The organism is Saccharibacillus deserti (genome assembly GCF_013618475.1).
GTDB lineage: Bacteria > Bacillota > Bacilli > Paenibacillales > Paenibacillaceae > Saccharibacillus > Saccharibacillus deserti.
Map to the genome: position 1 here is coordinate 60,824 of NZ_JABJVN010000001.1, position 14,862 is coordinate 75,685.

Consider the following 14,862-nt stretch of genomic DNA (forward strand, 5'->3'; position numbering starts at 1 on the left):
CTTTTTGCATGCGCAGAATTATCCGCGGGAGGCTTTGCCGGGACTGCGGCGTTTCTTTATAATGGTACGGGGAAAGCCATAGAAGGGTAAGGAGGAAGCATGATGCTGACGGGAACAAGATCGCCGATCCGGCCGTTCGAAACCGGAAAACGAAAAGGAAACAAAAGCGGAAGGAATCCGCGCGGCAAGAAACGCCTGGTCCTGACGATTGTGATTGTGCTGCTGATTGCTCTGATCGCCGCGGCCGTCGTGTACGTAAGTACGCCTTACGGCCCTTCCGCAGAAGCGCAGGCCGCTCTGAAAGGGGACGCCGCCGTTGCGGTGTCTCAGACGGACGATTGGATCGAGTTCGAACCGGTGGAAGGCGAAACGGCCAAGCAGCCGGGGGTTATTTTCTATCCGGGAGGCCGGGTCAAAGCGGAAGCTTACGCCGCATTCGCCCGCGATTTGGCAGAGACCGGACGGCATGTGTTTATTGCGAAGATGCCATTGAACTTCGCGTTTCTGGGACAAAACGAAGCGGAGAAAATCGCGGAAAAGTATCCGGATGAAACGTTTGCGATCGGCGGACATTCGTTGGGAGGGTCTTTTGCGGCACGTTACGCGGCTGAGCATCCCAAAGAAACTGCCGGGATCTTTTTCCTGGCTTCCTACGCGGAAAGCAAAGGCGATCTCAGCGCTGCGCAGATGCCGGCTTTGTCGATTACGGCATCCGGCGACGACGTGCTGAATCGGGAAAAGTATGCGGAAGGACGCAAATATCTGCCGGCCGATGCTCAGTACGAAGTGATAAAAGGCGGCAACCATGGTCAATTCGGCAGCTACGGCGACCAGGGAGGCGACGGGAAAGCTTCGATCTCCGGGGCGAAGCAGCGGGAACAAACGGTGGCTTTGATCTCGGCTTGGCTGGATGCCATACCGGCTTCCGGAGCCAAATAGGAGGAAGCGTATGGCATTTCTGACGGTTCAAGAACGCTCCTATGCCTGCGAGGCGCTGATCTTCGACAAAGACGGCACGCTGCTCGATTTTATGGAGCTGTGGGGCCGCTGGGCCGACGAGATGCTCCGGCAGACCGAGGAGAAGCTGACCGCCGCCGGAGGGCAATGGACCGGCAGTGCGGAGCGGGCATTCGGCATTGTGCGAGCACCGGATGGGCGCATCGCCGATTATGATCGCAGCGGACCGCTGGCGCTCGCGACCGCCGAAGAAATGACGGGGGTTCTGGCCTGGCAGCTGTACGGGGCCGGGATTCCCTGGCATCAAAGCGTGGACGCGGTGCGGGGATTCGCCGCCTCCGCGGAAGAGACGATGGAGCGGGAACGCCCCGTGCGTCCGTTGCCGGGTCTGGTCGCGAAGCTTGAACAAGCCCGGGCCGCCGGGATGCGGATTGCCGCGGCAACGTCGGACACGACGGAGTCCGCACTCCGGCATCTGCGCTGGGCCGGCCTGGACGGATGGTTTGATTCCGTCCAAGGGCGGGACCGGGTGCTTGAAGGCAAGCCGGCGCCGGATTTGGTGCACGAGGCCTGCAGGCGCCTCGGCGTGGAACCGGCGCAGGCGATTGTGATCGGCGACGGCGGCGCCGATATGGAGATGGCGAGGCGCGCGGGTGCTGCGCTGGCTATCGGCATCGCGCCGAACGGAGGACCCCGCGGTCATCTGTCGGCGGCGGACTATGTGGTCGGCGGGTACGACGAACTGGAAATCGCCGCCGGGAAATAAGAAGCGGAGGAGGAAGGCATATGGAGAAAGACGGCGCGGAAGTGCTGGCAGAGTGGATCGAAGCGGCGCGGCGGATCGTATTTTTCGGCGGTGCGGGAACTTCGACGGAAAGCGGCATTCCCGATTTTCGTTCGGCGGGGGGATTGTACGAAACGGAAGACCGCGAGTTTCCCTATCCGCCCGAAGACATGCTGAGCCGGGAGTTTTTTTACCGGAAGCCGGAAATGTTCTATGACTTTTACCGCAAAAGGATGGTATACCGGGAAGCGCAGCCCAATGCCATGCACAAGCTGCTTGCCGATCTGGAGCAGGCCGGCCGGCTGAACGCGGTCATCACCCAGAATATCGACGGCCTGCACCAGAAAGCGGGCAGTCGGCGCGTATTGGAAGTGCACGGTTCGGTACTGCGGAATACGTGTACGCAGTGCGGGGCGGTCTACGGACTGGAAGCGGTAATGGACAGTACGGGGATTCCCTGCTGCACCGCCTGCGGCGGAACGCTCAAACCGAACGTGGTGCTGTACGGCGAAGTCCTGGACTCAAGCGTGATGGAAGCCGCGATGCAGGCGATCCAAGAAGCGGATCTGATGCTCGTCGGCGGAACTTCGCTTACGGTCCAGCCCGCTGCCAGTCTGGTCGGCATGTTCGACGGCGGGCACCTGGCCCTGTTGAACCGTACGGCGACTCCTTACGACAGCCATGCGGATCTGTTGATCTCGGAACCTATGGGAGCGGTCGCCGAAAAGGTGCGCCGTCTGCTCGGATATGCCTGATATCAGCCTCATGCAGGATAGGGACAAGATGTAATCGTTTTCTTGCCAAGCGGCAAACCCGGCGCTAAGATGGAAGCAAGCTTGAAACGAAAGGATGGAGAAAATCGATGGAATACAAGGCGAGCGGAGAACGTTACGACCAAATGAAATATAACCGCAGCGGGCGGTCGGGGCTTAAGCTTCCGGCGATCTCGCTCGGGTTGTGGCATAACTTCGGCGGCGTCGACGCCTACGAGAACGGACGAAGCATCGTGCACCGGGCGTTCGATCTGGGGATCACCCATTTCGATCTGGCGAACAATTACGGACCGCCGCCGGGATCGGCCGAAGAGATGTTCGGCCGCATGCTGTCGACGGATCTTAAGGCATACCGCGACGAACTGATCGTTTCGACCAAAGCCGGCTATTACATGTGGCCCGGGCCTTACGGCGAATGGGGATCGCGGAAATATCTGGTCTCCAGCCTGGATCAGAGCCTGAAGCGTCTCGGACTGGATTATGTCGATATTTTCTATCATCACCGTCCGGATCCCGATACGCCGCTCGAAGAAACGATGATGGCACTCGATCATATCGTCCGTTCCGGCAAAGCGCTGTACATAGGCGTGTCCAATTACTCGGCGGAGCAGACCCGCGAAGCGGTGGCTATCCTCAAAGACCTTGGTACGCCGCTTACGATCCATCAGCCGAGCTATTCGATGATGAACCGCTGGATCGAGCACGGACTGCAGGACGTGCTCGACGAGAGCGGCGTCGGCAGTATCGCTTTCAGCCCGCTGGCGCAGGGACTGCTGACGAACAAATATCTGAATGGGATCCCGGAAGATTCGCGTGCGGCGAGCGCTTCGCCGTTCCTGAACCAGACGCAGATCACGCCGGAAGCGATGCGCCGGGTGCGCGCGCTCAACCAAATGGCGGTTGCCCGCGGACAAAGCCTGGCACAGTTTGCACTGGCCTGGGTACTGCGGGGCGAGCGCGTGACCTCCGTTCTGATCGGCGCGAGCCGGGTGGGGCAAATCGAAGAGAATATCGGGACGCTCAAACAGCTGGAGTTCTCGGCCGAGGAGCTTGAGCGGATCGAGAAGATCCTCAAGACGGAGAATGAACAATAAGAACACCGCGAGGGCCGGAACGGCTGCCCGAGCGACATAAATGACGCATGCTTAAAATCCCGAATCTTCGCCTTTGTGCGGAAGATTCGGGATTTTTGGCATGATAGAGCAGCGGAATTCGGGTTCGGACGAAGATTTATGCTTTATCATTAGCGCTTTGCGGAAGTGGACAAAGCGTCCGGCGGCAGGCCCGTTCGCCGATTCCGCTTTGCCGGATTCTGCCGCCGCTTTCCGGTTAATTTAGGGAGGGGACGCCGTGTGAAGATTTTACGTCCGATTGAGTACGGATTCCCGGTAGGCGGTCGGAGACTGTCCGTGCAGCCGCTGAAACTGGCGCGAAAAATACAGCGGATCGGTCAGTCCGACGGACGACGCGATCTGCTGGATCGACAGATCCGGCCGCTCGCGCAGCAGCCCGCGGGCTTTATCGATCCGCAGACGCAGCAGATAAGTGACCGGCGCGGCGCCCGTTTCTTTTTTGAACAGCCGAGACAGATAGGCGCGGTTGTAACCAAGGCTCTGGCACATGTCCTCGATCGAGACGGGATGGGCATACTGGTCGGTCATATAGCGGATCATCTGCTTGACCGCCAGGCTGCCCGCCGTGTCTGCGGCGGGCAGCGCCGAATCGCCGCGCACGACGTCTTCGGCGGCAGACAGAATCAGGTGCAGGTAGCCAAGCGACGCCAAATGGGCGCCGGCGCGTCTGGAACGGAACGATTCGAGCGTGTGAAGCAGCAGGCGCGGGATGTCCGATTCCGGGGCAGGACGGAACACCGGATGCTGCCGGGTGAGGCCGGCCGTACGCACCGTATCCTCGGCGAGCTTTCCTGCGAACGAGATCCAGCGGTAGCGCCAAGGTCGGCGGGAATCGGAGATATAGCTCACCAGCCGGCCGGGCCGGATCAGGAACGCGTCGCCGGCTTCCAGTTCGTAAGGCTGGCCGTCGTGCACGAACGTTCCCCGTCCTTCTTCCACGATATGCAGCAGGAAATAATCGTAGATCTTCGGGCCGATCTTGTGTTCCGGCAGGGTCTGACTTTCGCCGGCGAACAGGACATAGAGCATGCCTTTGTCGTCGTATACCGGATTGGGGGCGACGGAGTAAGAGAAGTCCGGCAGCTGCGCGGACGGGGAAGAGCTGTGGGTCATGGGCGTTCCTCGCTTTCCGAAGTGTTTTTACCAGTATAAACGCTTCTTTATCGAAAGTCATATAAATCCATGCAGTCCGCACATCGGTGCATTATCAGGGAGAACGCTATCTTTTATACTAAAGGTACAGGAAGAACAAACCAACCCATGAGGTGAGCCCAGAATGAATACGCAGCAAATCAAGCAAATGTTTATGGAAAAATTCGGGGAATCGAATATCGATCCGCGTGTGTTCCATGCACCCGGACGCGTGAACCTGATCGGCGAGCATATCGATTACAACGGCGGCTACGTCCTTCCGGCGGCGCTGGAATTCGGTACGACGCTCGTCATCCGCGAACGGGCGGACGGAATCATCCGCCTCGCTTCGAGCAACATGCCCGAAGAGGCGCGGATCAAGGTCGACGAGATCGGGCTGAGCAAAACCGGAGAATGGACAGACTATCCGGTCGGCGTCATGGTCGAACTGGCCGAGCGCGGCTATCCGGTATCCAAAGGCTTCGAGCTGCTTTACCACGGCGAAATCCCGAACGGAGCGGGCCTCTCGTCTTCCGCATCGATCGAAGTCGTCACCGGCTACGCGCTGCTCTCGATGGGCGGCTACGAGCGCGATACGGTCGAGATCGCCCTGCTGTCGCAGGGGGCGGAGAACAACTTCGTTGGCGTCAACTGCGGCATCATGGACCAGTTCGCGGTAGCCAACGGCAAAAAAGATCATGCGATCCTGCTAATGTGCGATACGCTTGAGTACAAACATGTTCCTTTCCAAACGGGCAGCTACACATTGGTCATCGGCAATACGAATAAGCGCCGCGGTCTGGTAGACTCCAAGTATAACGAACGCCGCGAGCAGTGTACGCAGGCTTTGGAACGTCTGAGAAGCTGCAAAGCCGATCTGAACTACCTCGCCGAGCTGACGCCCTCGCAGTTCGAAGACTTCAAGTCCGCTCTGACCGACGAGACGGTCCGCAGCCGGGCGCAGCATGTCATTGAAGAAAATGCCCGCGTGCTGGCTTCGGTCGAAGCGCTCACGGCAGGCGATCTGCATGAATTCGGCCGCCTGATGAACCTGTCCCACGACTCCCTGCGCGACCTGTACGAAGTGAGCTGCGAAGAGCTGGACATTATGGTCGAGGAAGCGCGAAAAATTCCGGGTACGCTCGGAGCCCGCATGACCGGCGCCGGTTTCGGCGGATGCACCGTATCGCTTGTACATGAAGACGATGTGGAGCGCTTCGTGGCCGAAGTCGGCGAACGCTACAAAGCGCGCACGGGTCTCGAAGGCGAATTCTACGTCTGCGGCGTAGGCGAAGGCGTGGAAGAACTCGGCGCGAACTGATTGGGCGGGAACGACACACGGCGGAATCACTTTTTCAACAAATAAATGGACGCGCGGCCGAAGACCTGTCAAGCATCGTACAGACAGCGGACCGCTCGCTCCCTCATTCCAAGGAGGAATTGACAATGGCAATTTTGGTTACCGGCGGTGCCGGTTACATCGGTTCGCATACTGTGGCGGCTCTGCTCGAACGCGGCGAAGAAGTGGTAGTGATCGACAACCTGCAGACGGGTCATCGAAGCGCGCTGCTGGGCGGCAAGCTCTATGAAGGCGATCTGCGCGACAAAGAACTGCTGAAAAAACTGTTTGCGGAAAATGAAATCGAAGGCGTGATCCATTTCGCGGCGAACTCGCTGGTCGGCGAAAGCATGGAGAATCCCGGCAAGTACTACGACAACAATATGTACGGTACCCTGTGCCTGCTCGAAGCGATGAACGAGGCGAACGTGCGCCGGATCGTCTTCTCGTCCACGGCGGCGACTTACGGCGAACCGGAAAAAACGCCGATCGAAGAAACCGACCGCACCGAACCGACGAACGTCTACGGCGAAACGAAGCTGATGATGGAACGCATGATTCGCTGGTACGACCGTGTGCTGAACGTCCGCTACGTCGCTCTGCGCTACTTTAACGCGGCCGGCGCGCACGACAGCGGCAAGATCGGCGAAGATCACCGTCCGGAGACGCACCTGATCCCGATCGTGCTGCAGACGGCGCTGGGACAGCGTTCGCACATCTCCGTTTTCGGCGAAGATTATCCGACGGAAGACGGCACCTGCGTCCGCGATTATCTGCATGTCAGCGACCTGGCGGACGCCCATCTGCGCGCGATCGATTATCTGAAAAACGGCGGCGAAAGCGACGTATTCAACCTCGGCAGCGGCAGCGGCTTCTCCGTGCGCGAGATCATCGAAACGGCGCGCCGCGTCACGGGCAAAGAGATTCCGGTCAAAACCGAACCTCGCCGCGCCGGCGACCCGGCGACCCTGATTGCTTCGTCCCACAAAGCGCGTACCGTACTCGGCTGGAGCCCGGCGCGCGAAAATATCGAAACGATTATCGCAAGCGCCTGGAACTGGCACCAATCGCGTCCGGACGGCTATAACGATTAAAAAACCAGAACGATAACGGGGGCAGCTTTCATGAGCGAACAGTTGAAAAACGGAGTACAGCAAGAAGCGCTGCGGGCGATCGAGCGCTTGACCGCCTTTGCGCTGCGGGAAGGCCTGCTGGAAGCGGCGGACGCCGATTACGGACGCAACCGGCTGCTTGCGCAGTTCGGATTCGACGAGCCTTACGCCGGCGGCGATGCGCTTGACGAGGAACTGCCGGAAGGCCCGCAGCCCATGTTGGATACATTGATCGATTACGCGGCGCAAACCGGCATGATCCCGGAAAATACGGACACCCAGCGCGACCTGCTCGACAGCAAGCTGATGGGCCTGCTGCTCGCGCGTCCGTCGGAAGTGACCCGCGACTTCCTCGCGGCGGAGCAGGAGGGCGGCATCACGGCGGCGACGGACCGTTTTTACAAATGGTGCATCGATTCCAACTATATCCGGATGGACCGGGTCGCCAAGAACCTGTATTGGACATACGAATCCGATTTCGGGCCGATCGAGATTACGATCAACCTGTCCAAGCCGGAGAAAACGCCGGAAGAAATCGCCCAGGCGCGGCGGCTGCCGCCTCCGGTCTATCCGAAATGCCAGCTCTGCCGCGAGAACATCGGCTACGCGGGCCGGATCAACCATCCGGCCCGCCAGAACCTGCGCGTGATTCCGCTTCAGCTGAACGGCGAGCCGTGGCTGTTCCAGTATTCGCCTTACGTCTACTACAACGAACACTGCATCGTCCTGCACCGCGATCATGTGCCGATGAAGCTGACCAAGGATACGCTGCGCCGTCTGCTTCAGTTCACGGACCGGTTCCCGCATTATTTCCTCGGCTCCAACGCCGATCTGCCGATCGTGGGCGGTTCGATCCTGACACACGACCATTTCCAGGGCGGCAAGCATACGTTTGCGATCGAACGGGCCGTTACCGAAGCGGTGTTCGCCCATGCGAACTATCCGTCCGTAAAACTGTCGATCGTCCGCTGGCCGATGTCGGTTGTCCGGTTGTCCGGCAGCGATCAAAGCGAACTGCTTAAGGCGGCGAACGAAATTTATGAAACGTGGAAAACGTACAGCGACGCAAGCGTCAATGTGCAGGCTTCGAGCGGCAAAGACGGCGAAAGCGTTCGGCACAATACCGTAACGCCGATCGTCCGCCGCCGCGAAGGCGCGTACGAGCTCGATCTGGTTCTGCGCAACAACCGGACGGACGAGCGGTATCCGGAGGGCATTTTCCACCCGCACCGCGAAATGCACCATATCAAAAAAGAAAATATCGGCCTGATCGAAGTCATGGGGCTGGCGATTCTGCCGGGCCGCCTCAAAGACGAACTGGATCAGATCGGCCGGATTCTCAGCGGCGACTCCGCGCTGCTGGCCGCGGCGGAGAGCGACGCTGCGCATCCGCTTGCCCAGCATCTGCCGTGGATCCGTTCCATGATCGAAAGCGGCGGGTCCGCTTTGACACCGGAAGCGGCGCTCGATCGGGTCCGCCTTGAAGTGGGCGCGAAGTTCACCGAAATTCTCGGCCATGCCGGCGTGTACAAGACCGACGCCGCAGGACGCGAAGCGTTTTTCCGCTTCGTCGCAAGCTTCGGCTGGAACCGGACGGACGCGCAGTAAGCGGATGTTCGCACCAGGAGAACAGCGCTAGGGCATCAACGAAAAGGGCGGCTGCTTCGCATGACGCGGCCGCTCTTTTTGTTTTCGCGCGGACTTGGTATATAATAAATACATACTTATCAAAAGGAAGGGGCAACACTTACTCATGAAATCTTTCACTTTCTATAATCCGACCCGCCTTATTTTCGGCAAAGGCCAATTGGAACAGCTCAAAACTTTGGTTCCCCAATACGGCAAAAATATCCTGCTCGTTTACGGAGGAGGCAGCATCAAGCGTTCCGGCCTATACGACAGCGTAACGGCCCTGCTGAAAGAAACCGGTTCGAACGTTGTGGAACTGGCGGGCGTCGAGCCTAACCCGCGTTTGTCGACGGTGCACAAAGGCGTCGACCTGTGCAAAAACGAAAACATCGACCTGATCCTGGCGGTCGGCGGCGGCAGCGTCATCGACTGTGCCAAAGCGATCGCGGTCGGAGCGAAATACGACGGCGACATGTGGGACTTCGCGGAACGCAAAGCGGCCGCCAAAGACGGACTGCCGCTAGGCGTTGTCCTGACCATGGCAGCGACAGGTTCGGAGATGAACAGCGGTTCGGTCATCACGAACGAAGAGACGATGGAGAAACTCGGCTGGGGCAGCGCCTATTCGTTCCCGACGTTCTCGATCCTCGATCCGGAGTTCACGTACTCCCTGCCGAAAGACCAGACGGTCTACGGGGTGGTCGACATGATGTCGCACGTGCTGGAGACCTATTTCCACCTGGAAGGCAACACGCCGGTCCAGGACGGCTTCTGCGAGTCCGTGCTGCGCGCGGTAATCGAAGCGGGGCCTGCACTCGTCAACGACCTGGAGAACTACGAGCTGCGCGAGACCGTCATGTACAGCGGCACGATGGCGCTGAACGGCGTGCTGAGCATGGGCAGCACCGGCGACTGGGCGACGCATAACGTCGAGCACGCCGTATCGGCCGTGTACGACATTCCGCACGGCGGAGGTCTGGCGATCCTGTTCCCGAACTGGATGAAGCACAGCCTGCACGTCGATCCGGAGCGTTTCAAGAAGCTCGCCGTCAACGTGTTCGGGATCGACGCTTCCGGCAAATCCGCCGAAGAAGTCGGGCTCGAAGGCATCGAGGCGCTGAGAAGCTTCTGGAATTCGATCGGCGCGCCGAGCACGCTGGCCGATTACGAGATCGACGGCAGCCGCATCGAAGAAATGGCCGATAAAGCCATGAAATTCGGACCGTTCGGTAACTTCAACAAACTGCAGCGCGAAGATGTCGTAGCGATCTACAAAGCTTCGCTGTAAGCGATACGGCATGAGTTTTAGGCCGCGCTGCCGGCAGGAACAAGCTTCCCTGCTTGCTGCCGGCGTTCGCCACGATAGCCATAAAGGTCCGAACCGAAGGAAGCTTTCCTTCGGTTCGGACCTTTTTTTTGTTAGGAAGATCACGAAGCAGAACCAAGATTGGGAATTTTATCGCAAGTTTATCGTTAGCAAGGAGAATAGAGAGGTTTTTAGAAAATAATGAAACCAAATCGGCAATCACCCGTATGTAATCATAGACTCATCGCCAACGGATCCGTATTTCGGAATCGGGATGAGCGACCTTCAACAAAGAAGGAGGGGTACGCCTATGGAAGCTTTATACTTTGGCTGCTTGGCGGGAGGCGTCATGTTTGCGCTGATCAGCGTCGTGTTCGGGGACTGGATCGGTGACACGCTGGGCGGAATGTTCGATGCGCTATCGTTCGAGTTCCTGCAGCCGATCGTATTGGCCGGCATGGTAACCGTTTTTGGCGGTGCCGGTATTTTGATCGAGCGGTATGCGGGCTTGACCCCCGTCTTGAGCGTATCGGCCGCGGTGCTGTGTGCGCTCGCTTCCGGTCTGCTGCTCTACCTGGGTTACGTCAAGCCCATGCGGGGCAGCGAGAATTCCGTCGGATATTCCATGAAGGATCTGACAGGCCGGATCGGTGAAGTGACCGTGCCCGTACCGGAGAAAGGCTACGGCGAAGTCCTCGTCGGCATGGGCGGTTCGGGCAATACGCTGCATACCGCGTTCAGCTTCGACGGAGCTTGGATTCCGGCGGGAGTCCGGGTCGTAGTGGTGGATATCGAAGACGGAACGCTTGGTGTGTGCGAACTCGAAAAAACAGAAAAGGGGTTGGAGTAAAATGAGCATTTTCGATCAGGTGCCGGATTATCTGTTGATTCCGGGTATCGTCATAGCCGTGCTGCTCGTACTGGGGATTGCTTTTTGGGCCCGTTACAAGACGGTCAGCACGGATGAGGCGATGGTGGTGACCGGCTCGTTCCTCGGCACGAAGAATATTGCCGACGACGAAGCCGGACGCAAAATCAAGATCGTACGCGGCGGGGGCGCTTTTATCCTCCCGATTTTCCAAAAAGCCGAATATCTGTCGCTGCTGTCGCATAAACTGGACGTGACGACACCCGAAGTGTATACGGAACAGGGCGTACCGGTTCTGGCCGACGGCGTGGCGATCATCAAGATCGGCAGTTCCACGGAAGACGTGGCGACGGCGGCCGAGCAGTATATGGGCAAGCCGATCGAATCGCTCAAGTCGGAAGCCCAGGAAGTGCTCGAAGGCCATCTGCGGTCGATTCTCGGTTCCATGACCGTCGAAGAAATGTACCGCAACCGCGATCGTTTCGCGCAGGAAGTGCAGAGCGTCGCCGCCCGCGACCTGAAGAAAATGGGTCTGCAGATCGTCTCGTTTACGATCAAGGATGTGCGGGACAAGCACGGTTATCTGGAGTCGCTCGGCAAGCCGCGGATTGCCGCGGTCAAGCGCGACGCGGAAATCGCCGAAGCGGAAGCGGTACGGGATTCCCGGATCCAGAAAGCGCGCGCCGAAGAAGAAGGGCAAAAAGCGGAGCTGATCCGCGATACGAATATTGCCGAAGGGCAAAAAGAAAAAGAATTGAAGATCGCCGCGTTCAAACGCGACCAGGACACGGCCAAAGCCGACGCCGACCAGGCGTATATGATCCAGGAAGCGCGCGCCAAACAAGTTGCGGTTGAAGAACAGATGCGGGTCGAGCTGGTACGCAAAGACCGCGAAATCGATCTGCAGGAAAAAGAAATCCAGGTTCGCCAGAAGCATTACGATGCCGAAGTGAAGAAAAAAGCCGACGCCGACCGGTATGCGGTCGAAGTGGCGGCGGAAGCGGACAAAGCCCGCCGGATGCGCGAAGCCGATGCGCTGCAGTATTCGATCGAAACGCAGGCCAAAGCGTCCGCCGAACAGAAGCGCCTCGACGGGATTGCGTCGGCCGATGCGGAGCTTGCCCGCGGTACGGCCGAAGCGGAAGTTATCCGGCTGCGCGGCGCGGCGGAAGCCGAAGCCAAAGAAAAACTGGCGGAAGCGTTCAAACACTACGGCGAAGCGGCGATTCTTGACGTGATCGTCAACATGCTGCCGGAACTTGCCGGCAAAATCGCCGAGCCGATCGCGTCTATCGACAAGATTACGGTCGTCGATACGGGCCGGGGCGAAGGCGGCGGCGCTTCGCGCGTCAGCGGCTACGTGACGGAGCTGATGGCGACCGCGCCGGAAATGCTCAAAAGCGTATCGGGGCTCGATCTGGAGCAGATGATCCAGAATCTGACCGGAGGCCGAACAAGACCAAGCGAAGCGGAAATCGGTGCCAAGCTGGCCGCCGAAAAAGCGTCGAGATCCGATGCCGTGGCGCTCGCTGAACGTCCGTCCAAAGACCCGCAAGCGTAAAAGGACGGCTGCCGCAGCGAAGCGTCGAACCCTGCTTTTTCAGGCCAGCCAGGCTCTCCCGGCAGGCCGAATCCGTACCGTTTTCGAATAAGTATGCATAAAGGACTCAAACCCGCGTTTTTCCAGTAAAAATGCGGGTTGACGGTCCTTTTTTTTATGGGATAGAATGAGGGGATTGCGTGTGTGCCGAAGAATACGGAACCTGCGGCGCCGCAGACGAAATGCCGGAAAAGGACGGGAAAACGAATGCTGAGTAAAAATTCGGTAAGCAAAACGATAACGGATATTGCGTTTATCGCGCTCGGCGCCTTTATTTTTGCGCTGGCGGTCAATCTGTTCGTTATTCCGAACGACTTTGGCGAAGGCGGAGTCACGGGTGTTACGATTATTTTGTTCTATTCGTTCCAATGGTCGCCGGGCCTCGTCAACCTGATCATCAACTCGATTCTGCTGGTGGTCGGCTATCGTTTTTTGGACAAAAAGACGATTATTTATACAATATTTGCGGTAGCGTTCAACTCGCTGTTTCTGCATCTCACGGAGAGTTGGGACATCCAGTCGACCGAGAAAACGGTCAATGCGATTTTTGCCGGCATTTTTGCGGGGATCGGAATCGGCATGATTGTGCGCGTAGGCGGAACGACGGCCGGAACGGTTATTCTGGCGAGATTGGCGAACAAGTATCTGGATTGGAATATCAGCTACGGCCTGCTGTTTTTTGACGTAGTGGTGGCTGTGGCTTCTCTGCTCGTAATCGAAGTGGAGAATTTTATGTTTACGATTGTGCTGCTGTACGTCGGCACGAAGGTCATGGATTTCATTATCGAAGGTCTGAACCCGAAAAAGGCGGTCATGATTATCTCCAAGCATCAGCACATGATCGCCGAACAGGTCAATACGGTCATGGACCGCGGGGTCACGGTGCTGTCGGGACACGGATTTTACACGAAAGAAGCCAAAGAAGTGCTCTATATCGTCATTAATAAACAGGAAGTCTCCCAGCTTAAAAAGATAGTGAAAGAAGCCGACAAAGACGCTTTCGTGACTATTCACGACGTACGCGACGTGTTTGGCGAAGGGTTCGTGGATATTGCAAAATAAAGAAGGTTCCGGCCCGGGTCTGACGGGCCGCGAACGAGAAGGAGCGGAATCAAGCGGATGCTGGTGTCCAAAGTATTGAACAACAATGTCATTATTGCGGACGATCCGCAGTACGGCGAAGTGGTCGCAATCGGCAAAGGGATCGGCTTCGGACGTGCGGAGCGGGATTCGATCGAACCGGAAGCGGCCGAGAAGATGTTTATTTTGCGGAGCCGGCGCGAGCAGGAGCAGTACAAGCAGCTGCTGCCGCAGGTCGACGAGAAGCTGATCGAGGTCATGAACGAAGCGATTCAGACGATCAGCACCCGCAGCGCTTCGCCGCTCAACGAGCATATCCATGTCGCGCTGACCGACCATATCGCTTTTGCGCTCAAGCGGATCGAGAAAGGGATTACGTTTCAGAACCCTTTTCTTTATGAGACCAAAGAGATCTACCCCGAAGAATACGAGCTGGCCGAATATGTGGTGCATCTGATCGAAGAACGTTTGGGTACCTCTCTCGGCCCGGATGAAGTCGGTTTCGTCGCCCTGCATATTCACAGCGCGATTACGAACCGGCCGATCGGCGAGGTCAGAGGGCATTCCGAGCTGATTGCGGATCTCATCGACCTGATCGAGCAGAATATCGAAGGCGGGTTGAACCGGAGCAGTCTCGATTATTCCCGGCTGCTGACCCATCTGCGCTTCGCGATCGAAAGAGTCTGCCGGGGCGAAGAAGTGCGCTCGACAGACCGTTTGGCGGAACTGCTGAGCCGCGAGTATCCGGAGATGTATTCGCTCGCCTGGAAGCTGACCAAGGTGATGGAGAAACGTCTGGGGCAGCCTGTGTATAAGCCCGAAGCCAGTTATCTGACCATACATCTGCAGCGTTTGGCCGAAAAAGAATCGATCTGATTTTTGTTCGTGAAAGGGCTTGCCAACCGTAAGAAGCGATGCTATAATGACCGACGTAAGCCAACTTAAAACGACCTTTGTAACGATGTGTCACTGATACGATCAGGCATGAATCGCTGCGAAAGATAAAACGCATACTTGCTACAAGGACCAAGCTGTACCCGGGGGGTCCGTGCACGAAGTATTCCTTTTATTTTTCGTACGTTCATGCCTTTTTTGCGTCTTCAAAAAGGACTTTCGTTGAGGGTCGGTCGGAAACAAGGAAAACAAAATA

At 57.8% G+C, this 14,862-nt stretch carries 13 protein-coding genes; 12 read left to right on the plus strand and 1 reads right to left on the minus strand.

Translation table 11 applies throughout. The features are described from left to right. Positions 1-99: 99 nt before the first annotated feature. The 4 genes from HOP44_RS00285 to mgrA all read left to right on the plus strand — a co-directional run bounded on the left by HOP44_RS00285 (position 100) and on the right by mgrA (position 3,608). On the plus strand, positions 100-939 hold the full coding sequence (locus tag HOP44_RS00285; protein WP_343059675.1) for an alpha/beta fold hydrolase: 840 nt from the start codon (positions 100-102) through the stop codon (positions 937-939). Between the two features lie 10 nt (positions 940-949). Next, positions 950-1,723, plus strand: coding sequence for an HAD family hydrolase (locus HOP44_RS00290; RefSeq protein WP_172249540.1), 774 nt, complete (start codon positions 950-952; stop codon positions 1,721-1,723). A gap of 20 nt (positions 1,724-1,743) precedes the next feature. Beyond that, positions 1,744-2,496 (plus strand): NAD-dependent protein deacylase, encoded by a 753-nt coding sequence (locus HOP44_RS00295; RefSeq protein WP_172249542.1) that lies wholly within the window; start codon positions 1,744-1,746, stop codon positions 2,494-2,496. Between the two features lie 107 nt (positions 2,497-2,603). After that, positions 2,604-3,608 carry an L-glyceraldehyde 3-phosphate reductase gene (mgrA, locus tag HOP44_RS00300; protein WP_172249544.1) on the plus strand — a complete coding sequence of 335 codons (1,005 nt, stop codon included), beginning with the start codon at positions 2,604-2,606 and terminating at the stop codon, positions 3,606-3,608. 267 nt (positions 3,609-3,875) lie between these two features. On the opposite strand, the gene HOP44_RS00305 is transcribed toward mgrA, so the two are convergent. Next, a complete protein-coding gene (locus HOP44_RS00305) occupies positions 3,876-4,760 on the minus strand; it encodes an AraC family transcriptional regulator (RefSeq protein ID WP_172249546.1) in 885 nt (294 codons plus the stop codon). Between the two features lie 163 nt (positions 4,761-4,923). Between HOP44_RS00305 and HOP44_RS00310 the strand changes: the two genes are divergently transcribed. The 8 genes from HOP44_RS00310 to glcT all read left to right on the plus strand — a co-directional run bounded on the left by HOP44_RS00310 (position 4,924) and on the right by glcT (position 14,588). Continuing rightward, positions 4,924-6,099, plus strand: coding sequence for a galactokinase (locus tag HOP44_RS00310; RefSeq protein ID WP_172249548.1), 1,176 nt, complete (start codon positions 4,924-4,926; stop codon positions 6,097-6,099). 125 nt (positions 6,100-6,224) lie between these two features. Further along, positions 6,225-7,211: a UDP-glucose 4-epimerase GalE gene (gene galE / locus HOP44_RS00315; protein WP_172194013.1), complete on the plus strand. Its 987-nt coding sequence runs from the start codon at positions 6,225-6,227 to the stop codon at positions 7,209-7,211. A gap of 30 nt (positions 7,212-7,241) precedes the next feature. Further along, positions 7,242-8,837, plus strand: a complete 1,596-nt coding sequence (locus HOP44_RS00320) for a UDP-glucose--hexose-1-phosphate uridylyltransferase (RefSeq protein WP_172249550.1) — start codon at positions 7,242-7,244, stop codon at positions 8,835-8,837. A gap of 145 nt (positions 8,838-8,982) precedes the next feature. After that, the gene (locus tag HOP44_RS00325; protein WP_172249552.1) at positions 8,983-10,146 is read left to right on the plus strand and encodes an iron-containing alcohol dehydrogenase; all 1,164 of its coding nucleotides are present in this window, start codon (positions 8,983-8,985) and stop codon (positions 10,144-10,146) included. Positions 10,147-10,474: 328 nt separating this feature from the next. Beyond that, the gene (locus HOP44_RS00330) at positions 10,475-11,014 is read left to right on the plus strand and encodes an NfeD family protein (RefSeq protein ID WP_172249554.1); all 540 of its coding nucleotides are present in this window, start codon (positions 10,475-10,477) and stop codon (positions 11,012-11,014) included. Between the two features lies 1 nt (position 11,015). Then, on the plus strand, positions 11,016-12,593 hold the full coding sequence (gene floT / locus HOP44_RS00335; RefSeq protein ID WP_246369535.1) for a flotillin lipid rafts scaffold protein FloT: 1,578 nt from the start codon (positions 11,016-11,018) through the stop codon (positions 12,591-12,593). Positions 12,594-12,839: 246 nt separating this feature from the next. Beyond that, entirely contained in the window at positions 12,840-13,694 is an 855-nt protein-coding gene (locus HOP44_RS00340) for a YitT family protein (protein WP_172249556.1), read from the plus strand. Between the two features lie 48 nt (positions 13,695-13,742). Beyond that, the gene (glcT, locus tag HOP44_RS00345; protein ID WP_172251436.1) at positions 13,743-14,588 is read left to right on the plus strand and encodes a glucose PTS transporter transcription antiterminator GlcT; all 846 of its coding nucleotides are present in this window, start codon (positions 13,743-13,745) and stop codon (positions 14,586-14,588) included. Positions 14,589-14,862: the final 274 nt, after the last annotated feature.

What these genes read in the sequence shown, in the direction of transcription:
- galE (WP_172194013.1), top strand. Translation starts at nt 6,225, where the DNA reads ATGGCAATTTTGGTTACCGGCGGTGCCGGTTACATCGGTTCGCATACT.
- HOP44_RS00305 (WP_172249546.1), bottom strand. Translation starts at nt 4,760, where the DNA reads ATGACCCACAGCTCTTCCCCGTCCGCGCAGCTGCCGGACTTCTCTTAC.
- HOP44_RS00285 (WP_343059675.1), top strand. Translation starts at nt 100, where the DNA reads ATGATGCTGACGGGAACAAGATCGCCGATCCGGCCGTTCGAAACCGGA.
- floT (WP_246369535.1), top strand. Translation starts at nt 11,016, where the DNA reads ATGAGCATTTTCGATCAGGTGCCGGATTATCTGTTGATTCCGGGTATC.
- mgrA (WP_172249544.1), top strand. Translation starts at nt 2,604, where the DNA reads ATGGAATACAAGGCGAGCGGAGAACGTTACGACCAAATGAAATATAAC.
- HOP44_RS00320 (WP_172249550.1), top strand. Translation starts at nt 7,242, where the DNA reads ATGAGCGAACAGTTGAAAAACGGAGTACAGCAAGAAGCGCTGCGGGCG.
- HOP44_RS00330 (WP_172249554.1), top strand. Translation starts at nt 10,475, where the DNA reads ATGGAAGCTTTATACTTTGGCTGCTTGGCGGGAGGCGTCATGTTTGCG.
- HOP44_RS00310 (WP_172249548.1), top strand. Translation starts at nt 4,924, where the DNA reads ATGAATACGCAGCAAATCAAGCAAATGTTTATGGAAAAATTCGGGGAA.
- HOP44_RS00340 (WP_172249556.1), top strand. Translation starts at nt 12,840, where the DNA reads ATGCTGAGTAAAAATTCGGTAAGCAAAACGATAACGGATATTGCGTTT.
- HOP44_RS00290 (WP_172249540.1), top strand. Translation starts at nt 950, where the DNA reads ATGGCATTTCTGACGGTTCAAGAACGCTCCTATGCCTGCGAGGCGCTG.
- HOP44_RS00325 (WP_172249552.1), top strand. Translation starts at nt 8,983, where the DNA reads ATGAAATCTTTCACTTTCTATAATCCGACCCGCCTTATTTTCGGCAAA.
- HOP44_RS00295 (WP_172249542.1), top strand. Translation starts at nt 1,744, where the DNA reads ATGGAGAAAGACGGCGCGGAAGTGCTGGCAGAGTGGATCGAAGCGGCG.